Raw genomic sequence first — 20,262 nt, 5'->3', positions numbered from 1 at the left:
TTTTCTTTCCACCACAAACCATAAAAGTTAATCCCTTTTCCCCAGTATTCCCGGGATGCTCCTCGAGAAGGGGGGACGCAAGATCCCTTTCTCCGTTACGATGGCCGTGATCAGTTCGGGAGGGGTAACATCGAAGGCTGGATTGAGCGCCTCCACTCCCTCCGGTACTACCCTTTTCCCGGCGACTTCCTCCACTTCTCTCCCCTCCCTCTGTTCGATTTCCACCTCCTCCACCCTTCCGGTGGGATCGAAGGTGGAGAGGGGGGCGAAAACGTAGAAGGGTATGCGATGGCGTTGGGCCACGCAGGCGATGGGATAGGTCCCTATCTTGTTGATCACATGACCATCCCTGAAGACACGGTCCGCCCCCACCACTACCAAGTCCACCATCCCCTTCGACATGAAGTATCCCACCGCTCCATCCGTGATCACCCTTACCTCTATTCCCTCCCTCGCCAGTTCCCAAGCCGTGAGCCTCGCTCCCTGCAGGAGGGGTCTGGTCTCCGTGGCCAGCACCCTTATCCTCTTCCCCCACCTCTTCGCGAACCTGAGGGCGGAAAGGGCCGTGCCGTACCTTCCTGGCGTGGCCAGCCAGCCCGCGTTGCAGTGGGTGAGGACGGTTGCCCCGTTGGGGATGAGCCTGGCCCCGTGTTCTCCCATCCTCCTCTCCACCTCGTCGTACTCCCCCATCCTCTTCCTGATCTCCTCCACCGCTGCCGCCCCTATCTCACGATTTTCCCTAGCCGCCTTCCTCACGGCCTCCATCACCTCCTCCAGCCTGCGGAAGAGGTCCGCACCCGTGGGTCTGGTCTTCCTCAGCCTCTCCGCCACCTCCTCCATTCGCTTGATCCTCTCTTCCGGGCTTCCCCTGGACCTCAGGGCCGCGAGGGCCAGGGCCATTGCCCCCGCCATTCCCACGGCCGGTGCCCCCCTCACCCTCATTTCCCTTATGGCCTCCACCACTTCCTCCGGAGTCCTGCATTCCAGCACCCTCACGGAGTGGGGGAGGAGGGTCTGGTCCAGGATCAGCACCCTATCCCCCCTGAGTTCCACCGCCCTCATCCCGTCACCCTTATCCCCTCACACTTCCAGGTTTTCTGTGCCGGATGAAATAAAAAGGGCGGCCGAACTCCTGAAGAACTACAGGGGAAGGGAGCCCGTACAGATCGTCTCCCACATGGATGTGGATGGGATCTGTGCCGCCGCCCTCCTCTCCAAAGCCTTGGCGAGGAAGGGAATAGAGCACAGGATAAAGTTCGTCCGCATGCTCTATTCGGAGGTGGTGGAGGAGCTGGATCCTTCTCCCCTCACGATCTTCACGGACATGGGAAGCTCCCAGCTTTCCCACCTCAGGAGAAAGTATGGTTCGGAGAAAGTCATCATCTGCGATCACCATCCCCCCAGCGGTGAGGGGTGGGAGGGGCTCTTCCACCTCAACGCTCACTTGCTGGGAATGGACGGGACGAAGGAGATAAGCGGGACGGGCATGGCCTTCCTCCTGGCCAAGGAACTCCATCCCTCCAACTCCGATCTTTCCGTGCTGGCGGTGGTGGGGGCGGTGGGAGATGTGCAGAACGCTTGGGGAAGGTTGGTGGGAAAGAACCGCGAAATCCTGGAAGAGGCAGTGAGAACGGGCAGGGTGGTGAGGGAAATGGACCTACAGCTTTACGGAAGGTACAGCCGGACCCTCCTCCAGGCCCTCGAAGGCTTCACCGATCCCCCCATCCCGGGCATCACGCATTCGAGCGAGGGGTGTTTGGAATTGGTGAGGTCTCTGGGAATTCCCCTCAAGGGGGAAAATGGCTGGAGGAGACCGGCTGACCTCACCCAGGAAGAGAAGAAAAGGCTGGCGGGGGCCCTCCTCTCGCTGGCCCTGAACAGCGTTCCTCCGGAATTCTCCAAGTACGTTCCTGGTCTCATCCTGGGGGAAGCCTACACGCTGGTGGGGGAGAGACCCGAACTGAGGGATGCGGGGGAGTTCGCCACCTGCCTCAACTCCACCGCCAGACACGAACAACCCTTGATAGGGTTGGAAGTGGCCAGGGGAGACAGGGGACCCTACCTTTCCGCCATGCTCAACCTCCTCAGATACCACAGGAGTAGTCTGGCGAGGGGAATGGAACTGATCGAGACCGAAGGGGTAAAGTTGGGGGAAAAGGGATACCTCCAGTATCTGGACGCCACGGGAGTGGTGAAGGAGACCTTCACGGGTACCCTTGCCGGCCTCTCCCTCAGTTCCGGGAGGGTCGATCCCCTCAAGCCTGTAGTGGTGATGGTGAGGGAGGGGGGAAAGGTGAAGGTCTCCGCCCGCTGCTCCAAACTCCTCTTCCTGAAGGGACTGGACCTCTCTTCCTGCCTCAAAAGGGCGGCCGAGGGTGTGGGAGGGGAAGGAGGGGGCCATCCAGTTGCGGGGGGAGCCCAAGTTCCAGAAGAAAGGGTGGAAGAGTTCTTGAGGCTCCTAGAGGAAGAAATGTTGAAGTAGGTTACTTCTCCCCCTTCCTGCGCTGCTGGGCCCTATACATTTCCATGATCTCGCTCAGCGTGGTCGCCTCTTCCGGTCTCCTGTCCTCCCGCACCCTTATGAACCTCGGGAACCTCAGCCCCACCCCTCCCGTGTGCTTCTCGGGTGGACTCAGCTGGATCTCCTCGAAGGCCACCTCAAAAACCACCTCGGGTCTGAAGTAGGCATCACACTCTATCTCTATCTTCACCTCAGGCGGGGGCTTCTCCACCCTCAATCCCTCGAACATCTTCGTGAGCTCCTCCAAGTCCTCATCCGTGTAACCGCTCCCGCATCTCGTCACCGTCTTGTACTCACCTGTCTCCTCGTCCCTCGCAGCCAGCACATAGCTTCCGAAGGTCCCCGCCCTCTTGCCCTTTCCGTAATGGGCCCCCACCACCACCAGATCCACCGTATCCACCTCCGGTTTCAGTTTCAGCCAGAGGAATTCCCTCCTTCCCGCCCTGTAGGGGGAATTGAGCTCCTTGGCCAGTAAACCCTCGTGTCCCAAGGAAAGGGCGTATTTGAGGAACTCCTCCACCTCCTCCCTCTTTCCCGTCACCCTCCTCTCCACCACCATGACCTTCCCGGGAACGGGTTCCACCACCTCCTCCAGCAACTTCCTCCTCTCGGTGTAGGACTTATCCACCACCGTTTTTCCATCGAAGACCAGGATATCGAAGAGGTGGATTTGGATGGGCAATTCCTTCGCCATCTTCTCTATTCCGTATTTCCTCCTCCTCCTGAGCACCTCCTGGAAGGGCATGGGCTTACCGCTCTTCGGATCTATGGCCACCAGCTCACCGTCCACCACCACCTTCTCGCTCTTCAGCGCCTTTTTCAGGGGTTCTATCAGATCCGGAAACATGTGGGTGTAGTCTTCCATCCTGCGGGTGAAGAGGGTGATCCTTTCCCCATCCTTGTGGGCCTGAATCCTTATCCCATCGAGTTTGAGCTCGAAGGCCGCCTTTCCCCCCATCCTTTCCAAAATCTCCTCTATGCTCTCCGCCCTCTGCGCCAGCATGGGGTTCACCGGATGGCCCACCTGTATTCCCAGGGCCTTCAGGGTCCTCTCCCCCTCGGCGGCGGCTTTGGCCACTGCGGCGTAATCCGTCGTGAGCATGTAGGCCTTTTCCACCTCCTCGGGGGGCAGGTTGAAGGCCGAGGCTATGGCATCCCTCATCCTCCCCTCCGCTATCCCCACCCTCAGGTCCCCCAGCACCGTCCTCACGACGAACTTGGCCTCCACGGGGGAGGCATCGCTCAAGAGCTCCGCCACCACCCCTATCTTCCTTTCCATCGAACCCTCGCCTGTGAGATCGGGAAGGGACTTGATTCTTTCAAAAACCCTCTCCACGGTGAGGGGCTGGGAGAAAAGGGTGACCTGTTTTTTGGCCTTCATGAGTTCGGCCGCCACTTCCCCCAAATCCCCAAGCTTGGCCATCCTCTTCTCTATTTCCGAAAGGGGATATCCTGAGGCCTGGGAGAGAGCCTTCTTGAGCTGCTGGGGTCCCACCCCCGTTTCCTTGGAGACGTAGGCCGGCCAGGGCCTTCCCAAGAGGAGGTAGACCACGCGCTCCATTTCCTCCTTCGGGGTCTGCTTCAGGAGTTCCACGATGATGGCGTTCTTCTCCAAGTAGCCTGGAGTCTGCTCCAGCCTCTGTAGGGCCTCCGCCAGCACCCTGTAGAGCATGACCACCCTTCTAACTGAGGACTGCCAAAATAAAGTTAGGCCGCGAGGAAACGGAGGAGCTTCCGTAGCCTCTCCACGGTGGAAGGAGTGCTCCTTCCAATCATACCTACACCAGGTGAACTCCCTCCTCTTGCTGAATGATCTATCCCGGAAGAGAGCCTGGAGAGTTTCTCCAGAAGGCAGCGCTCCGGAGGATTGACATATGCCCTCGCTTTCTTCAGTGGAGGCTGTCCAGCTGACAGTACAGATCCTGCGCCAGGTTCTCCCCCTCCCAACCTTCACACCTTCGAAATCCTCCTGTCGCAGAGGATCATCAACCTTTACGGGGAGGCTGTGAAATCCCCGCCCATCCCCGGAGGAGGGAGGACGTCCCCGAGAGATAATAGAAGCCCAGCCGGGGAAGAAGGGTGAGAGGGAGGACTTTCGATGTTCACCCTCTTCAGGTCGAAGAACTCCGGGAGGGGCTTGGAGAGGGGTGTCTCCTTCGCCCTGTACTTCTTTCTGAAGGGGTCGTACTCCACCAGCTCAACCAGCTCCCCGAGCCCCCTTCAGGGCAGTGGAGGACGGGCCCGGAGCGCCTCGCCAGTTCATTGAGGGAGAACTCCTCCTGGAAAAAGCTAATAAAGGACTTCATTAGAGTATAAATTGGCTGCAACGGTGGGGGGGAGGAGGAGAAAAAAGGATGAACCCCACCGTGGAGCTGTTGGAAAGCGCGAAACAGCTAGTTTCTAGAGTAGGTGCCAAAAATCTCATGGTCATCACTTCCCAACACGATTTCCCCCTTCTGGAAGGAGAGGATTTCAGAACCCTGGTGGTAACGATGGAAGAAAACTCGAATCCTTCCTTCCTCCGTCTAACTTTTTTGCCCAAGGAGAGGGAGAAAAAGATCGTCCATGCCGTCTCCTGTGCCCTCTCCCAAGGAAAACTTTCGGAGGGGGATCTCCTGGTCTGCCTGGTGGAAGGGGAGAAGGGCTTCCTTGATTCCCTCTTTCTCTATCGGGTGAAGGGTGGGGAGACCATCCTGGCTAGGTTGGAAACCGATCCCGTGCTCAAGGCCACGGTGGACCTTTGCAGGGAGCTAGCCCATCCCGGTGGACAAAATCCCATAGGGGCGGCTTTCGTCGTAGGGGATGAGGAAAAGGTCTTGGAAAGGTCCAGGCAACTCATGCCCAATCCCTTCGAAGGGCACGATATCAACATCATCAACAGACACTACTGGGAACTCCTGAAGAGATATGCGAAGGCCTTTGATGGTGCCTTCGTGGTGGGAAGGAACGGGAGGGTTTTAGCCGCCATGAGATACTTGGTGGTGGAAGGAGAGGTGAAGGTGCCTCAGGGACTGGGGACAAGACACAGGGCAGTAGCGGGCATAACCTCCCTCACGGAAGCCGTAGGGATAACGGTCTCTGGGGAGGACGGGATAGTAAGGATCTTCGAAGGAGGAGAACTGGTGGCGAGGATCCATCCCTTAACAGGAATGCTGGAAATCCTAGCTCACGAAGAAATAGAATCCTGACTGATAAAAAAAGGAAAATAGAAAAGAAAAATAAAGATTTGATTACTTCTTTACCCTCAGTATCGCGATCGCAGCCAAGATTAACGCTATAATCACCAGCACCACAGCATAGGTACCCCACGGCGTGACCGTCCTGGTCACAGTCACGGAGTCATAACTGGAGTTCATGCCATCACTGACTATCACCATGATGGTGTTTGTTCCCTCCGCAAGAGCTACACTGTAGGAGAAATTGGCTGTGTCGCCAGTACCAAAGACAGGCAATGTTACACTCCCCGTTCCCACCTGTATCGTGAGAATGATGTCACTCCATTCCTCCCAGCTGTCTTTAGTGACGGTTCCTGTGACCTGTATGCTGGTCTTGCTCGTCTTTGCCCCGGTCTGAGGTGAAGTGATGGTAACTCTTGGAGCGCTGGCATCGTAAATGAGGTATCCGTAAAGGGTCCTGTCACTCTCGTTACCAGCCCGGTCTGTAGCAGTCACTGCTATTCCAATATTCCTTCCCGCGTAGGCACTCAGGTCGATTTGGATAAGCCAGCTGCCATCCGCGCCTGCGGTGGTCCTGGAGGCGGTGACCTCAGTCCAAGTGACCCCTCCGTCGGTGGTTATATAGACCTTAATAGTGGCATCAGGTTCCGCGGTGCCCCTCAGGGTGAAAGTTCTGGTCTTCGTCCCGGTGGGATTGTCCAGCGTCCCAGCCGTGATGCTCCCCACCAGATTGGCTGGTGGGTTGGGAGCTTTGGTGTCCACCGTGAACCTGATCGAGACGTTCTCGAGCCTGAAGTTGTCTCCTACTATGACGCGGAGGATGTAAGTGTTGTCGGGGAGCTCAATTGGCAAGGTGTTCTCGAAGGTAAAGGTGGTGAAGACTATTCTGCCTGCCACGTTGTCAGTTTGGGTTGGGTCAGCACTCGGCACAAGGTTCTCCAGCCAGACTGCGCCGTTCTCGTAGCAGAGGTCCACCCTGTACCCGTCGTTGTCATCGATGCCATCGATGACCCTCTTGTTCTCCACTCCCACAGTGTCCGCTATGATCACCCGAATGGTGGGCTTGTTGTCCCTAATGTACTGCCCGTTCTCCGCCGGGAAGACGAAGGTGATGGTGGGCTTGTTGTTATCAATTACCACGTTCTCCAGGTTCTCCTCTCCCTTGTTACCCGCCTTGTCCACGAAGTAGGCACCCACCACGTGCTTCCCGTCGGAGAGCGTCAGCGCGTAGCTAACCCTTCCCGTGGGACCCGCGGTGAGGGTTGCCACCTCGGCGTTGTCCACTAGGATTACGAGCTTCATGTTCTCGGGGCTGTAACCAGAGGGAACCACAGCCAAGTTGTCATCTGTGTTATCGAAGATCTTGTTGATGGCAAAGCTAGACCTATAATCCCAAGCGCTGGGGAAGCCCATTGCGGTCAAGTCGGGCTTGCCGGGCTTCCTCCTGTCGATGAAGAGCTTGGTGCTGTCGGAGACGGTGGTGGAGTTGCCAAGCTCATCCTTGGCATTCACCACCGTAATCGTCGCCCAGCCATCCCTGCTCTCGTTCTCGCCAGTGGTGTAAGTACCAGTCCACTCCGTGTTGTCCGCGTTTGGCGTCATGGTGAGGGGCACGTTCTCTACATTATTTTCTGCCACGAATACGTTGTCGAAGGTGAAGGGTTCATTACCCTTCACGGTCACCGTAACCTCCACCCCTCCCTTCACCCAGGTCGGGGAGACCGAGATAGTCAGGGAAGGAGCGGCGTTGTCCACGGTGATCTGCACGGGGGTGTCGATGACGATGCCCGCGGTATCGGTGGTGGTCACGTAGAGAGTGTAGATGCCAGCTGCCGAAGGCGCGGTTAACCTTACCGGGAACTGCAAGCTGCTGCCGGGCGCCAAGGTGTTGTCCCCTATCGCCGTCCACCTGTGATTTTCTGCGTCCTGCATCCAATTGGCAGGAACATTTTCCCAGCTGGCACTTGTTATATCCAAGTTTTCTCCAGCTGTCAAAAGCACCTGCGTGTTCTCTTTTATTCTCACGATTAGCCTATTTTCTACTTTCACGAGAGTGTTAGCTGGTATCACTACGATATTGTTTTCCACTATTACCGTCTGCCCGCTCATGTTAGTTCCGTAGAGAGAGGGACTGGTGGAAAGGCTAGAGGAAACACATCTGAAGGAGGAGTTCTCCTTCACTTTCACTTTTATTTCTCCAGCGGTTACGAAATTCTCACCAACGCGCACGTTTTCATTCGTAGCGACCACCTGAAGCAAGGTATTCTCCGGCAACATTACTTTGTTACCACCAACCAGTATGACAACGGTGTCCTGTAAGAGTTTAAGCCGGTTGTCGGTGTTTAATGAAACTAACATGGGCTTTGCCACTTTGAGATTTTCCAAGTTATCATTCATGTAGTCCTCAGACTCAATCATGTTCTCGATATTTTCCGTAAGCAGATTGCTAGTTGGCTCCATGATGGCGTTTTCAACCAAAGTATATCGCGTACCGGCGTGGTAAAAGGCACAACCTGCTGGGATAATCACATCAGTATTTTCTGGAATGATGAAGTAAGTGTTCTCTGTGTTGTCGAATTCCACTTCCACGATAGTTCCGGCTGGGAGAATTACTACATTATCGTCGGCCAACCTGACAGTATTGTCTTTTGGAATTTTCTTCAGCGGGTTGCCTCCACCCCATCCGGAGGGCAGGGTGAGCTGCACCTCCTTGATGGCGTGCGCTGAGCCGGAGGCGTTCGTCACGGTGAAGATGAAAACCCCACTGTATTCACCTTTAACTTTGATCTTGTCCACGGAGACCAAGGGCGTGTGCGCCCCGGTGACCGTGGTGGTCGAGCCTATCGTGATTCCCATCGCTAGAGAAGCTAGCATCAATGCTGCGATCGCTAGCGCCGCTTTCTCTTTCATTTTCATTCCTCCTTTTTTTCGGTTTAAGGTCTCAAGAGAGGCTATTTAAGGGTTTCGAGAACGTTGAAAGACGAAAGAGCCCTCGTCGGAAGACGAAAAAGAGAAGTGATAATACTAAAATTTAGAATAGTAATACAAATCCTCCCAAAGATTAAAGCAAAGAAGACTAGGATAAGGAGAAAGGATGACCAAAACGGTGGACGTGAGTGGAAAAAGGGAGGTAATGAGGACCGCCAAGGCCGAAGGAGAGATCCTTCTCAAGCCTGAAACCGTGAAGGCCATCGTAGAGAGGAGGGTGGAGAAAGGGGATCCGCTGGCCGCGGCGGAGTTCGCCGCCCTCCTCGCCGTCAAAAAAACCTCCGAGCTCCTTCCGCACTGCCATCCTCTCCCCCTCACCCACATAGAAGCAAGGGTGGTGCCCTTCGAGAAAGGGGTGAAGGCCAGCGTGGAGGTGAGGGCGGTAGCGAGAACGGGGGTGGAGATGGAGGCCCTGGTGGGAGTGACAGCCGCCCTCCTCACTGTCTGGGACATGGTAAAGGGACTGGAGAAGGATGAGAAAGGTCAGTACCCCACCACCCGCATCACGGAGATAAGGGTGACGGAGAAGGTCAAGGATTCCTGAGCCTCAACCTCCGCCAGCCTCGTCTTGCCAGTCTTAACCCATTCTCTCACCAACCTATCTTATTCCTTCTCCATCGGCACTGGAAGTACAATGAAGCTCATCGGTTTCTTCGCTTTTCTACCCTTCAGAAGATTTCCCCAGTGGCCCAAGTTTTCCGATCCAGTTATGACCGCTAAACACAAGCAAGAGCGTGAACATACAAGCTCATCCAGCAGGGGAGCTCCATCACTTTTCGTTCGCGCATTCCAACGGCTACAAGGATGGTGTCAATGGAAACATACATCCATTACACAGAAGGCCCTTCACCCCGCCCCTTGGCTTCTGAAACTAATCCAGCAAAGTCCTTCTACAAAGGTGTTACTCCAGCCCTTGAACTAAGAGCAGGTCCGCATGCCCGATATCTTCTGAGGACAGCCCCCCGTCCCCTTAAGAGAAGGTACCTGCTTTAAGGAGGGAATATTAAGGAAAAAGATGGGTTTTGAGAAGCACCGGAAGGAGGCACCGAAGAAACTCCGGGTGGCCGTGATCACCATCAGCGACTCGAGATACAGGGCTTGGCTGGAGGGGAGGGACGAGGACCTCTCGGGAAAAATCATGGAGGAGAGGCTGAGAAGAGAAGGACACGAAGTGGTGAGGGACCTCGTTCCCGACGAACCGGAGCTAATTCTCAGAGTCGTGAAGAAACATCTGGAGGATCCCTCCGTGGACGTCATCCTCACGTGCGGGGGAACGGGCATCACGCAGAGGGATGTGACCGTGGAGACCATACGTCCCCTGCTCGAGAAGGAACTACCAGGTTTCGCCGAAAGACTGAGGGCGATGGGATACGAGATGGTGGGCACTCCTGCCCTCCTCACCAGGGCCATCTTCGGGGTGACCAAAGGGAAGTTCATGGGATGCCTGCCGGGAGCCCCCTCTTCCGTGGAGGTAGGGATGAAACTCCTCCTTCCCGAACTCGGTCACCTCGTGAAACATGCGAGGGAGTAGGTGGAAGGGCTTTAGGGAATACGTGAGGGTGGAGGAAGCCTTAGGGCTCGTCCTCTCCCTCTCCAAGACCTTGGGATCGGAGGAAGTCCCCCTAGAGGAAGCCTGTGGAAGGGTTCTCTTCGAGGATCTTTTCTCTCCCCTCGACTTCCCCCCCTTCGATAGGAGTGCGGTGGACGGATATGCCGTGAGGGCAGAGGATACCTTCAACGCCAGCGAAACCTCTCCGCGCACGCTCGAAGTGGTGAAGGGAAGGGTGGGGCCTGGAAAAGCCGTGGAGATCATGACGGGTAGGCCCCTTCCTCCCGGTGCGAACGCCGTGGTGATGGTGGAGCACACGAGGAGGAGGGGAAAGGAGGTGGAGATCCTCCTCCCCGTCACCCCGGGAAAGAACGTTTCGACCAGGGGGGAGGACGTGAGGAAGGGGGAAAGGGTGCTGGAGAAGGGGAGAAGGCTGGGACCCCAGGAGGTGGGAATGCTCGCCTGCCTGGGTTTCAGGAGGGTGAGGGTTTTCAGGAGGCCTAGGGTCTCCATCCTTTCCACGGGTTCGGAGCTCAGGGAACCGGGGCAAAAGCTGGGGAGGGGAGAAATCCCCGACATCAACTCCTACTCGCTGGCCTGCGCCGTGCGCTCATGCGGGGCCCTTCCCATCCTCCTCGGGAGATGTCCGGACGAGAAAAAAGAACTCGGTAGGAAGCTCGAGGAAGGAACGAAAAGGGCGGAGGTGATGCTCGTTTCAGGTGGAACCTCGGTGGGCAAGGAAGATCTGGTGCCCGAGCTGGTAAGGGAAAAGGGAGAACTCCTCTTTCACGGAATAAACCTGAGGCCGGGAGGACCCACGGCCTTCGGGAGGATAGGTGGAAAGCCCATCTTTTGCCTCCCAGGTTTTCCAGCCGCCTGCCTCCTCTCCTACACCTTCTTGGTAAGACCCTTCCTCCGTTTCCTCCAGGGGCTTCCTCCGGAAAGGGGGCTCAGAAAGGTGGAGGCGAGGGTGAGCAGGAGGGTGGCCTCCTCTCTGGGGAGAGTGGATGTGGTAAGGGTGAAGCTGAAGGAGGAGAGGGGTCTATGGGCCGAGCCCCTCAGGGTGACGGGGGCCGGGATCCTCAGCTCCCTTACAGGCTCGGATGGTTTCTTCCTCATCCCGGAAGACGTAGAGGTGGTGGAAAGGGGGGAAAGGGTGGAAGTGGAGCTCTGGGACTTCTAGATGGGCTCGAGGTTGGGTCTGCTCTGCATGAAAAAGCCCGATGAGTTTTCCTGAAACCACCACCTCAACATCCTGTAATAAACCAGGAAGGATTCACCCCCCGAGCTGAACTCGAAGCGCCAGGCTGGAAAGGAACCCGTCTTCGTTGAAACCACGGCCGCCTTCCATCGGAGGTTCTCGGGCCTGACGATTCCTCCTTCCCACTTCCACGTCCTACCCGTGAACTCAGAAAGGGCCCCGGAAAGGTCGAGAACCCATCCATCCACCACCGCCTCGCCCACGGAGGGACTTTCCAGCCAGCTCCCTTCCCAGCTCCCCTCTCCCTCCCCCTCGATCACCCATGCCCTCTTCACCTCCCCCACCTCTTCTTCCCTCTCCCCTCCCCAGATCATCCTCCATCCTCCCTCCAACTTCACGAACACCCTTTCCCCTTCGAGCGCGTATCCCCTCGGTTCCCCGAAGAGGGAGAAGGAGAGGAGGAGGGCTGCCGCCACCCTGGGATGCTCCTTGGCGAGGGAATAGAAAGGTGGAGGGGAAGAGGGGGGAAGAGGGGAAGGAAGGGAGGGGAAGAGGGGAGAAAGGGGTGAGGAGGAGAAGACCAAACCCCTCCCCTCCCTCCTCAGGTAAATCCTTTCCCCAAAGGAAGAGTTTTCCACCCGCACCCCCTCCGCCAGTTGGAGGGAGTACTCCTTTCCCCTCCTGATCCCATCCAGAACCCTCACGTGAAGGGAATTCCCCTCCACCCAGAACTCGTAGGAGCATCCCGCCAGCGAAGGAGGGAGCTCCACCTCCGTCTCCTCGTTTGGGAGAAGGGAGAAGGCCGTGCGGGCCAAACCTTCCAAAAGACCCCAGGCCCGTTCATCCACGGCCTCCCTCGCTTGGGCGGTCAACTGGAAGAGGAAGGCTGCGGAGAGAAAAAGGGCGGTCAAGGCCCCAAAGAGGAAATAGAAGGGGAGATCCATCCCCTCCCCAAAACCTCCCAGTTAAAAAACCTCCTCAAAACCCACAAAAAGGGAGTTGGAGAAAGGGGAGAAGTTATGGGGAAGGCCGGACCCGAAGGGATGAAGGTCGAACCCTTTGGTCCCCTCCTTTTGGCGGAAGTGGAATGCCATTCCTGTTCGGGAAGGGCCACCCTCTCCGATCCCTCCTGCAGAGAGTGCGTGTTCCTTCCCCTCCTCGAAAGGAAGGCGGATGGAGTGGTGCTCAAGCGCTCCTATCATCGCCTTTACTCCCTTTCTTCTTTCCTCGAAGAATGGAGGTCACTCCGTCCCCTCCTCTCGGAACGCGAGATGCTCGGGTTGGGGAGGGGAAAGGGGTGCATGGATTGCCTGAGGGAAAGGAGGAAAATGGTGGAGGATACCCTCACCTTCTTCCTTAGAACTCTGGAAGTCCCCCGCCCCCAAGCCAAGGGAAGGGGCAAAGGATGCCTGGAGTGCACCTCCCGCTTCACCCTCTTCCTGAAGCAGCTGGAGGGGAAATACCGCTCCCTCCTCTCCCTCTGGAAGAAGGATTTCTACGAAATCCCACGTCCCTTCTTCTCCGACTGCTTCATCCTCCCCTTCAGGGAAAAGGGGAGAGTACTCGAGGAATACTCCCTCAAGGGGGGAAGGGGAAAGGTGAGGATCCACGAGAGGGAGGATTCCCCCCTCCCCTTTTACGAGCTCGACCTTCCCGAATTCCACCTTCCAGAGGAGACCATGGAACTCCTGGAGGAGGCCTTCCTGGAGGAAACGGAAATGGAGGACGCGGAGGAGGGATGGAGGAGGGTCCTCCTGAAAAAGGGAGGGGGGAAGTACAGAGGGGAGGAACTCGAGAGGCTTTCCTCCCTCCTCTCCTCCTGGACCTCCTACGGGATACTCGAAGCCCTGAGCAAGGACGAACATCTCACCGACTTCCTCTTCCCTTCCCCCCCAGAGCTCCAGCCCGTGAGGGTAATCCACGAGCGCTGGGACCTCTGTGAGACGGGCATCCATTGCTCCACTTCCTTCCTCTTCTCACTGGCGGAAAGACTGGCCTCCAGGGTGGGCACCTCCTTCGATGAGGTGAGACCCCAGCTCGACGTGGAAGTGGAGGAACTCGGTCTCAGGATTTTTTTGGCGAGGGATCCCGCCCTCTGGAAGGGAGTGAGCATGGCAGTGAGGAAGAGGAGGGAGAAAACCTGGACCCAACCCCTTTTCCTCCAGAGGAGGAGCCTCACACCCCTAGCCTCTTCCTTCCTCTCTTGGGCGGTGAGGAGTGGCGCCTCGGCCTTCATCATAGGGGAGGTAGGTAGTGCCAAAACCAGTCTCTTGGAAAGCCTCCTGCCCGAGGTGGGAAGGGAGCATCATTTGATCTGCTTCCAGGACACACCCGAACTCCACGTGGAGGAGCTGGCGAGGTGCGGCTATTCCGTGGAGAACGTGAGGATAGGGAGACCGGAGGGACTGGAAAAACAAATAGAGGCCTTCCTCAGGGGAGGGCCAGCTTACTGGTTCATCGCCGAGGTAAGGTCTCAAGAGGCCGTGAAGGCAGCCCTTGGAGCTGCCGCCAGGAGGGGGAGCCAACCCGTCGTGAGCAGCTTCCACGCGAGGAGCAGGAGGGAAATGTACGAACTCATTTGCCACATCCTCGGTCTTCCCCCAGCCGTTTACAAGCACGTGGACTTGGTGGTGGGAACCGCACGCTTCAGGGGAAAGGAGGGAACCGTGAGGAGGGTGGTGGAGGTTTCAGAAGTGGGGAGGGAATGGAAGGAGGAGCCCGAGTACTCGGATCTCTTCTCCTACGATCGGAGGAAGGATTTCCTCTTCCCCCTCTCCCTGCTGGAGGGAAACGAAAGGCTCCTGAAGAGGCTCTCCTTCCGTCCAAGACTGGAGGAGGTGAGAGATGCCACCAAGCACCTTCGCTTCCTCCCACCCGAAGAAGGGGGAAGCGAGCTCGTACCTTCCGTTTGCAGGAGGGAGGGAAAGGAGGAGGGAGAGGCCTTGGAGGAGATCCTGTGGGAGGCGCTGATGAAGACCAAGCTGGTGGAGCTTTCCTCGGAGGATCCCTCCCTCTTAGAACTCGAGGGAGTTACCAGGTGTTATGGGAAGTACTTCTCGCTGGTGAGGAGGGAAGGGGTGGGGGAGAAAACCTTCAGGATGTGGCTCGGGTGGCTGAGGGAAGGGGGATGAGCTCCGGATTCTATCGCCTTTACTGCAGGTTTTGGGGAAGGATGTTCAGGATGGAGGGAAAGGGGCTGAGTCCCTCCACGCTCGAGGCCCTGGAGGAGGTGGGGGTAGAGCCAGGGGATTTCCTGGCGGGCTTCCTAGCCTCCCTTCTCCTCCCCTTCCTCCCCCTTCCTTTTCTCCTCCCCTCCTTCCGCTGGTATTTCCCCCTCCTCTCCCTCTCCTGTTCCCTCCTCCTCGGTTGCCTCTTCTACTTCCATCCCTTCCATGCGAGGGGGCTGAGACTGAGCAGGGCGAGGGAAGAAGCGGTCCATACCCTACTGATCCTCTCCTTCGCCCTCCATTCCCGCCCTGACCTCAGAGGAGCCGTCCTACAGGCCTCCCAGGGTAAGGGGAAACTGGCGGAGGACCTCAGGAGGGGAATGAGGGAAGTGGAAAGGAGGAAGTACGGAAGCACGAGGGAGCTCCTCACCCATCTCGCGGAAAAGTGGGGCAGGATAGACGAGGGGATAAGGACGGCCCTCTTCGACATCCTGCGCTCGACGGGGGAAAGGGAGGAAGCCATGAGACTCAGGGATCTCTCAAAGGCCCCGGAGAGGCTGCTGGAGAGCAGGGAAGCCACCCTCAGGAAGGAGCTGGAGAAACTGGTGCCCCTTACCGCCTCCTTCGTGGTCCTTGGTTCCCTCCTCCTCGTGGTGGGAATAGGGCTCTCCCCCCTCCTCGGCATGACGGGACTGGGAACGGGCTTTCCCTTCTTCCTCCTCCTCTGCCTCCTGATCCTCCTTTCCTTTCTCCTCTTCTGCCTTTACACGGGAGGAAAGAGACCTCCCACCCTCCCTCCCCCAGAGCTCCCTCCCTCCCCGAAGAAACCCACCACCTTCCTCCTCCCCCTCCTCCCCTTCTTCCTCCTCTCTTCCCCCTTCCTCCTGGGGAGGGGAGATCCCCTCTGGGTGCTCTGGGGAGCCACGGGTGCCCTTTGCCTCCACACCACCCTCTCGCTCGGGGGAAGGGTGGAAGAGAGGGAGGAGGAGAGGAAAAAGCTGGAAGAGTGGGAAGTGGCCCTGGTCACGATGGGCTCCCGCATGCTCGATGGCAAACCCATGGGTGAGGCCCTAAGGGAAACCGCCTCGCTCATGGAGGGCTCAGGGCTCTCGGAACAACTCAAGGAGGTGGTGAGGACTCAGGAAAGGCTGGGGATGGGAATAGGAGAGACCCTCTTCGGGAAGGGAAAGCAGGGGGAAAAAATCAGGAATCCCCTCGTCCGTTCCTTCCTGAAGATCATCGTGGAAGTGAGGAAAACTTCCGAGCAGGCGGCTGGAAGGGCCTGTATGCTCGCCGGGGAATTCCTGGGAATGCTCAGAAGGGTGGAAAGGAAGTTCAGGGAGGAGATGGAGGAAAGCCTGGGGAACCTCAATCTGATGGCGACCCTCCTCATTCCCCTCGTGTGTGCGATGTCCGTCTGGTCCCTGGGTCTCCTCTCAGGGGTTTCCGCGCTCGTTAGGGAAAGGGCTACGGAAGCCGGTTTCACCTCCTTCCCCTTCTTACCCGGAGCGGTGGGGACGGGGGAGCTGATGCTCTTGAAAATGCTCCTCAGCTTTACCTCTTTTTTCCTCTCCCTCCTGCTGGCCTGGTACCTCTCCCTCCTGAAGACGGGAGGGGAAGAAGTGGAGTTTCTCCTCACGGCCAGACGCACGGTCTTCCTCTCAACCCTCGTCTTCACCTCTTCCTACCTCCTCCTCTCCCTCCTGTCCCCCTAGGCTTCGATGGAGTTAAGAGAGGGAAAGGAGAAGGAAGGAGATGCCCCAAGCGGTTGTGAACATAGGGATGGTAGGGCACGTGGATCATGGGAAGACCACCCTCGTGGAGGCCCTCTCCGGAATCTGGACGGACACGCACAGCGAAGAAATCAAGAGGGGGATCACCATCCGTTTGGGATACGCCGATACTTCCTTCAGGAAATGTCTCTCCTGCGGGAGATACGGTACCAAGGAGAAGTGCCCGTACTGCGGTGGGGAGACGGAACTCTCCCGAAAGGTCTCCTTCGTGGACGCCCCCGGACACGAAGCCCTCATGGCCACCACCCTGTGCGGGGCCGCCATCATGGATGGAGCCGTGCTCGTGATAGCGGCCAACGAACCCTGCCCCCAGCCCCAGACCAAGGAACATCTGGCCGCCCTGGACATAGCGGGCGTGCACAGGGTAGTGGTGGCCCAGAACAAGATCGAGCTCGTGCCCAAGGAGAAGATACTGGAGCATTACCAGCAGATCAGGCGCTTCCTCTCCGGGACCTTTGCCTCGGAGGCACCCGTCGTTCCCATTTCCGCCATCCACAAGGTAAACCTGGACGTGTTGATAGAGGAAATAGAGAAAAACATTCCGACCCCCACGAGGGACCTTTCCAAGCCTCCTTTGATGTACGTGGCCAGATCCTTCGACACCAACAAGCCCGGAACGAGGCCGGAGGAGCTCGTGGGTGGGGTGGTAGGCGGGATGCTCTCACAGGGGAGACTGAAGGTGGGGGATGAGATAGAGATCAGGCCGGGCATCCAAGAGGGGGGAAGCTGCCTTCCGCTGAGGAGTAAAGTGGCTTCCATCCAGGCTGGGAAGGAAAAGCTGGAGGAAGCCGTGCCCGGAGGACTGATAGGCATCTCCACCCTGTTGGATCCCTCCCTCACGAAGGCCGACAGGCTGGTGGGATGTGTGGTGGGGGTGGAAGGATCGATGCCCCCCGTCCTCTCCTCCCTGGAGCTCGAAGTCCACCTGATGGAGAGGGTGGTGGGTCTTCCCGAGGAGCTGGAAGTGAAACCCCTTACCCAAGGAGAGCAACTGGTCGTAAACGTAGGGACGGCCACCACCGTGGGCACGGTGATGAGGATGAAAGGGGAAAGGGTGGAACTGAAGCTCACCCGTTTGGTCTGTGCCTCGCCCGGTGCCAGGGTAGCCCTGAGCAGGAGGGTGGGGGGAAGGTGGAGGCTTATAGGATACGGTATCCTTCCCCTATAACCTTTATTCCCCTCCCTCGGTAGGGAAAAGATGGCAGGAAAAAAGGAAAGGATCTGCTCAGTGGCCGAGAACCTGAAGAACTGCACCTGTACCTATGAACCTTGTTCGAGGAAGGGAATCTGCTGCGAATGTTTGAGATATCACTGGAAGAGGAAGGAACTTCCGGGATGTTTCTTTCCCCCCGAAGTGGAGAGGACCTATGACCGCTCCCTCAGGCGCTTCCTAGAATGCTACAAGCGGCTTCCCTGAGCCTCCGGATGGCGAGGACCCTGTCCCTCTGCCCGTAGATGGCCGTTCCAGCCACCAGGAGGTTGGCCCCCGCCCCCACCACCCAAGGAACCGTCTCCACCGAAATCCCACCATCCACACCCAGGTCCAGGGCCAGGCCCTTCTCCCTCACCATCTTCCCCGCCCTCCTCAGCTTTGGGAGGGTGCCCTTCAGGAACCTCTGGTTCCCGAAACCAGGATGGACGGTCATCACCAGGAGGAGGTCCAGCTCCTCCACCACGCCCTCGACCGAGGAGAGGGGAGTCTCCGGGTTCAGGGCCACCCCCACCTTCACCCCCATCCTCCTCAGGGAGGAAAGCAGGCGGGGGAGGTCGGAACAGGTCTCAACGTGCACCGTTATGATATCCCCCCCCGCTTCCACGAACCTCTTCAGGTACTTCTCCGGGGTTTCTATCATCAGATGGACGTTGAAGGGGAGGGAGGTCTTGTCCCTCAGACAACGGATCACCGAGGGACCTATCGTCAGGTTTGGGACGAAATGTCCATCCATCACGTCCCAGTGGAGGAGGTCCGCCCCACCCTTCTCCACCTCCCTTATCTCCTCCTCCAACCTGCTGAAATCGGCTGAGAGGAGGGAGGGGGCGATCTTGACCTTCATCTCACCATCTCCCTCACCTCCCTCACCGCCTGCTGGATGTGACGGGAGGTGAGACCATAGGCCTCGTAGAGCTCCCTCCAGGGACCGGATTTTCCGAACTCATCCCTCACACCCACCCTCTTCATGGGGGTGGGCCTTCTCTCTGCCAGCAACTCCGCCACCGCCCCACCCAATCCCCCTATGATGCTGTGGTCCTCGGCCGTCACGAGGCAACCCGTCCTCGAAGCCTCCCTCAGGATGGTCCTTTCATCCAGGGGTTTGAGGGTATGGACATCTATCACACCCACCCTCAACCCCTCCTTCCTGAGGGCTTCGGAGGCCTCCAGCGCCTCCACCACCAGAGGACCTATGGCCAAAACGGTTGCATCCTCCCCCTCTTCCAAAACCACGCTTTCCCCTATCCTGAACTCCAGCTTCTCCCCCCTGTAAGTGTATCCTTCCCCATATACCAGTCCCGTCTTGGCCCTCGGTAGCCTGAGGAAGGCGGGACCCCTGTGGTCCACGAGGGCCCTCACCGCTTCCTCCGTCTCCACCGCATCGGCTGGCACGATCACCGTGGTGCGGGGGAGGGAGCGCATGACCGCTAAATCCCACAGGCAGAAGTGGGAGGCCCCGTCCTCCCCCACCGAGAGCCCCCCGTGGGTAACCACCACCTTCACGTTGAGGTTGGGATAGGCAATGGACTGCTTGAACTGGCTCAGGCCCTTCTCCGTGGCGAAAACCGAGAAGGTACTCACGAAGGGAAGCTTCCCGCAGGAGGCCAGGCCCGCTGCCACGCCCATGAGGTTTGCCTCGGCCACACCCACGTTGAAGAACCTCTCGGGGAACTTCCTGGCGAAGAGGGAGGTGTGGGTGGAGGTGGAAAGGTCGGCGTCCAGCACCACGATTTCAGGATGTTCCTCACCGAGTTCCGCCAGCGTCCTTCCGTAGGTCTCCCTCATGGAGGCTGAAGGCCTCATCCTTCCAGCTCCTTGAGAGCCCTTTCCAGTTCTTCCCTCGTGAGGGGAGTACCGTGGTACTTCACCTGATTCTCCATGAAGGAAACCCCCTTCCCCTTCACCGTCCTCGCGAGGATCAGCGTGGGTTTTCCCTTTATCCTCTCAGCCTCATCCAAAGCCTCCGCCACTTGGAGGAGGTCGTGTCCGTCGACCTCGAGCACGTTCCACCCGAAGGACCTCCACTTCTCCGCTAAGGGTTCCAGCCCCACTATTTCCTCCGTGAAACCGTCCAGCTGAATCCTGTTCCTGTCCACTATCCCCACCAGGTTGTCCAGACGCTGGTGGGCGGCGAACATGGCTGCTTCCCAGACCTGTCCCTCGTCCATCTCCCCATCTCCCATCAAAACGTAAACCCTGTAATCCCTCCCGTCCAGTCTTGCGGCCAGGGCCATGCCACATCCTATCGAAAGACCCTGACCCAGCGAACCCGTCGAGGCTTCCACACCGGGGGTAGAGGTGGAGTCCGGATGACCCTGTAAGGGACTTCCGAACTTCCGGAGGGTGCGCAACCATTCCCTGGGAAAAAAACCCGCCAAGGAAAGGGCTGAATAAAGGGCAGGACAGGCATGGCCCTTGGAGAGGATGAACCTGTCCCTTCCCTCCCACCTTGGATTCGAAGGATCGTAGCGGAGATGGTGGAAGTAGAGGACGGAAAGGATGTCGGCACAGGAAAGGGAACCACCCGGATGACCGGAACCGGCCTCCGTGGTCATGATCAGGGAATCCCTCCGGATGATCCTGGCCTTCTCGGCCAATTCGCGGAGGAGGGAGGGGGTGTGGGGTTCTGCCTTTCTGTCGAAAATCACCATCGATTG

At 58.0% G+C, this 20,262-nt stretch carries 17 protein-coding genes; 9 read left to right on the top strand and 8 right to left on the bottom strand.

Annotated features, from left to right (window positions below):
* Positions 1 to 27: 27 nt before the first annotated feature.
* On the bottom strand, positions 28 to 1,062 hold the full coding sequence (gene mtnA / locus QXG22_04295; GenBank protein ID MEM0359212.1) for an S-methyl-5-thioribose-1-phosphate isomerase: 1,035 nt from the start codon (positions 1,060 to 1,062) through the stop codon (positions 28 to 30).
* A 37-nt stretch (positions 1,063 to 1,099) separates the two neighbouring features.
* On the opposite strand from mtnA, the gene QXG22_04290 reads away from it, so the two are divergent.
* The gene (locus QXG22_04290) at positions 1,100 to 2,482 is read left to right on the top strand and encodes a DHH family phosphoesterase (GenBank protein ID MEM0359211.1); all 1,383 of its coding nucleotides are present in this window, start codon (positions 1,100 to 1,102) and stop codon (positions 2,480 to 2,482) included.
* A 1-nt stretch (position 2,483) separates the two neighbouring features.
* Here QXG22_04290 and QXG22_04285 read toward each other — a convergent pair whose 3' ends face one another.
* Together QXG22_04285 and QXG22_04280 are read right to left on the bottom strand one after the other, a co-directional pair.
* Positions 2,484 to 4,193 carry an ATP-dependent DNA ligase gene (locus QXG22_04285; GenBank protein ID MEM0359210.1) on the bottom strand — a complete coding sequence of 570 codons (1,710 nt, stop codon included), beginning with the start codon at positions 4,191 to 4,193 and terminating at the stop codon, positions 2,484 to 2,486.
* A 320-nt stretch (positions 4,194 to 4,513) separates the two neighbouring features.
* Positions 4,514 to 4,714, bottom strand: coding sequence for a hypothetical protein (locus QXG22_04280; protein MEM0359209.1), 201 nt, complete (start codon positions 4,712 to 4,714; stop codon positions 4,514 to 4,516).
* A gap of 161 nt (positions 4,715 to 4,875) precedes the next feature.
* Here QXG22_04280 and QXG22_04275 point away from each other — a divergent pair, with 161 nt between their 5' ends.
* Complete coding sequence (locus tag QXG22_04275) at positions 4,876 to 5,709, top strand: DNA integrity scanning protein DisA nucleotide-binding domain protein (protein ID MEM0359208.1); 834 nt, start codon at positions 4,876 to 4,878, stop codon at positions 5,707 to 5,709.
* Between the two features lie 42 nt (positions 5,710 to 5,751).
* Here QXG22_04275 and QXG22_04270 read toward each other — a convergent pair whose 3' ends face one another.
* Positions 5,752 to 7,947 (bottom strand): Ig-like domain-containing protein, encoded by a 2,196-nt coding sequence (locus QXG22_04270; GenBank protein MEM0359207.1) that lies wholly within the window; start codon positions 7,945 to 7,947, stop codon positions 5,752 to 5,754.
* An 844-nt stretch (positions 7,948 to 8,791) separates the two neighbouring features.
* Here QXG22_04270 and moaC point away from each other — a divergent pair.
* The 3 genes from moaC to QXG22_04255 all read left to right on the top strand — a co-directional run bounded on the left by moaC (position 8,792) and on the right by QXG22_04255 (position 11,417).
* Positions 8,792 to 9,229 carry a cyclic pyranopterin monophosphate synthase MoaC gene (gene moaC / locus QXG22_04265; GenBank protein ID MEM0359206.1) on the top strand — a complete coding sequence of 146 codons (438 nt, stop codon included), beginning with the start codon at positions 8,792 to 8,794 and terminating at the stop codon, positions 9,227 to 9,229.
* Between the two features lie 471 nt (positions 9,230 to 9,700).
* Positions 9,701 to 10,216: a MogA/MoaB family molybdenum cofactor biosynthesis protein gene (locus QXG22_04260; GenBank protein ID MEM0359205.1), complete on the top strand. Its 516-nt coding sequence runs from the start codon at positions 9,701 to 9,703 to the stop codon at positions 10,214 to 10,216.
* Complete coding sequence (locus tag QXG22_04255) at positions 10,203 to 11,417, top strand: molybdopterin molybdotransferase MoeA (GenBank protein ID MEM0359204.1); 1,215 nt, start codon at positions 10,203 to 10,205, stop codon at positions 11,415 to 11,417. Before QXG22_04260 ends, QXG22_04255 begins: the two co-directional genes overlap by 14 nt.
* Here QXG22_04255 and QXG22_04250 read toward each other — a convergent pair.
* Positions 11,414 to 12,379 carry a hypothetical protein gene (locus tag QXG22_04250; protein ID MEM0359203.1) on the bottom strand — a complete coding sequence of 322 codons (966 nt, stop codon included), beginning with the start codon at positions 12,377 to 12,379 and terminating at the stop codon, positions 11,414 to 11,416. The two genes, QXG22_04255 and QXG22_04250, sit on opposite strands and share 4 nt — an antisense overlap.
* Positions 12,380 to 12,454: 75 nt before the next feature.
* Between QXG22_04250 and QXG22_04245 the strand changes: the two genes are divergently transcribed.
* From QXG22_04245 to QXG22_04230, 4 genes are read left to right on the top strand one after another with little or no spacing between them, the layout of a single operon-like run.
* Positions 12,455 to 14,566, top strand: a complete 2,112-nt coding sequence (locus QXG22_04245; protein MEM0359202.1) for an ATPase, T2SS/T4P/T4SS family — start codon at positions 12,455 to 12,457, stop codon at positions 14,564 to 14,566.
* Positions 14,545 to 16,317, top strand: a complete 1,773-nt coding sequence (locus QXG22_04240; GenBank protein ID MEM0359201.1) for a hypothetical protein — start codon at positions 14,545 to 14,547, stop codon at positions 16,315 to 16,317. The genes QXG22_04245 and QXG22_04240 overlap by 22 nt, the downstream gene beginning before the upstream one ends.
* 40 nt (positions 16,318 to 16,357) lie before the next feature.
* The gene (locus tag QXG22_04235; GenBank protein ID MEM0359200.1) at positions 16,358 to 17,563 is read left to right on the top strand and encodes a translation initiation factor IF-2 subunit gamma; all 1,206 of its coding nucleotides are present in this window, start codon (positions 16,358 to 16,360) and stop codon (positions 17,561 to 17,563) included.
* 30 nt (positions 17,564 to 17,593) lie between these two features.
* The gene (locus tag QXG22_04230) at positions 17,594 to 17,812 is read left to right on the top strand and encodes a DUF6485 family protein (protein ID MEM0359199.1); all 219 of its coding nucleotides are present in this window, start codon (positions 17,594 to 17,596) and stop codon (positions 17,810 to 17,812) included.
* Here QXG22_04230 and rpe read toward each other — a convergent pair.
* Genes rpe through QXG22_04215 form a run of 3 tightly spaced genes read right to left on the bottom strand, consistent with a single transcriptional unit; the run spans position 17,775 to position 20,256 of the window.
* Positions 17,775 to 18,449 carry a ribulose-phosphate 3-epimerase gene (rpe, locus tag QXG22_04225; GenBank protein MEM0359198.1) on the bottom strand — a complete coding sequence of 225 codons (675 nt, stop codon included), beginning with the start codon at positions 18,447 to 18,449 and terminating at the stop codon, positions 17,775 to 17,777. The genes QXG22_04230 and rpe overlap by 38 nt on opposite strands.
* A complete protein-coding gene (locus tag QXG22_04220; protein ID MEM0359197.1) occupies positions 18,446 to 19,408 on the bottom strand; it encodes a transketolase family protein in 963 nt (320 codons plus the stop codon). The genes rpe and QXG22_04220 overlap by 4 nt, the downstream gene beginning before the upstream one ends.
* Positions 19,405 to 20,256: a transketolase gene (locus tag QXG22_04215; protein ID MEM0359196.1), complete on the bottom strand. Its 852-nt coding sequence runs from the start codon at positions 20,254 to 20,256 to the stop codon at positions 19,405 to 19,407. The genes QXG22_04220 and QXG22_04215 overlap by 4 nt, the downstream gene beginning before the upstream one ends.
* Positions 20,257 to 20,262 lie beyond the last annotated feature (6 nt).

The sequence above is a fragment of the Candidatus Hadarchaeales archaeon genome, from assembly GCA_038736355.1.
GTDB lineage: Archaea > Hadarchaeota > Hadarchaeia > Hadarchaeales > WYZ-LMO6 > WYZ-LMO6.
This window is presented reverse-complemented; position numbering and strand designations above follow the sequence as displayed.

Bases quoted from the DNA above. Each gene is read 5' to 3' on its own strand.
- QXG22_04245 (MEM0359202.1), top strand. From the start codon at position 12,455: ATGGGGAAGGCCGGACCCGAAGGGATGAAGGTCGAACCCTTTGGTCCC.
- QXG22_04220 (MEM0359197.1), bottom strand. From the start codon at position 19,408: ATGAGGCCTTCAGCCTCCATGAGGGAGACCTACGGAAGGACGCTGGCG.
- mtnA (MEM0359212.1), bottom strand. From the start codon at position 1,062: ATGAGGGCGGTGGAACTCAGGGGGGATAGGGTGCTGATCCTGGACCAG.
- moaC (MEM0359206.1), top strand. From the start codon at position 8,792: ATGACCAAAACGGTGGACGTGAGTGGAAAAAGGGAGGTAATGAGGACC.
- QXG22_04215 (MEM0359196.1), bottom strand. From the start codon at position 20,256: ATGGTGATTTTCGACAGAAAGGCAGAACCCCACACCCCCTCCCTCCTC.
- QXG22_04255 (MEM0359204.1), top strand. From the start codon at position 10,203: ATGCGAGGGAGTAGGTGGAAGGGCTTTAGGGAATACGTGAGGGTGGAG.
- QXG22_04285 (MEM0359210.1), bottom strand. From the start codon at position 4,193: ATGCTCTACAGGGTGCTGGCGGAGGCCCTACAGAGGCTGGAGCAGACT.
- QXG22_04230 (MEM0359199.1), top strand. From the start codon at position 17,594: ATGGCAGGAAAAAAGGAAAGGATCTGCTCAGTGGCCGAGAACCTGAAG.
- QXG22_04260 (MEM0359205.1), top strand. From the start codon at position 9,701: ATGGGTTTTGAGAAGCACCGGAAGGAGGCACCGAAGAAACTCCGGGTG.
- QXG22_04235 (MEM0359200.1), top strand. From the start codon at position 16,358: ATGCCCCAAGCGGTTGTGAACATAGGGATGGTAGGGCACGTGGATCAT.
- QXG22_04250 (MEM0359203.1), bottom strand. From the start codon at position 12,379: ATGGATCTCCCCTTCTATTTCCTCTTTGGGGCCTTGACCGCCCTTTTT.
- rpe (MEM0359198.1), bottom strand. From the start codon at position 18,449: ATGAAGGTCAAGATCGCCCCCTCCCTCCTCTCAGCCGATTTCAGCAGG.
- QXG22_04275 (MEM0359208.1), top strand. From the start codon at position 4,876: ATGAACCCCACCGTGGAGCTGTTGGAAAGCGCGAAACAGCTAGTTTCT.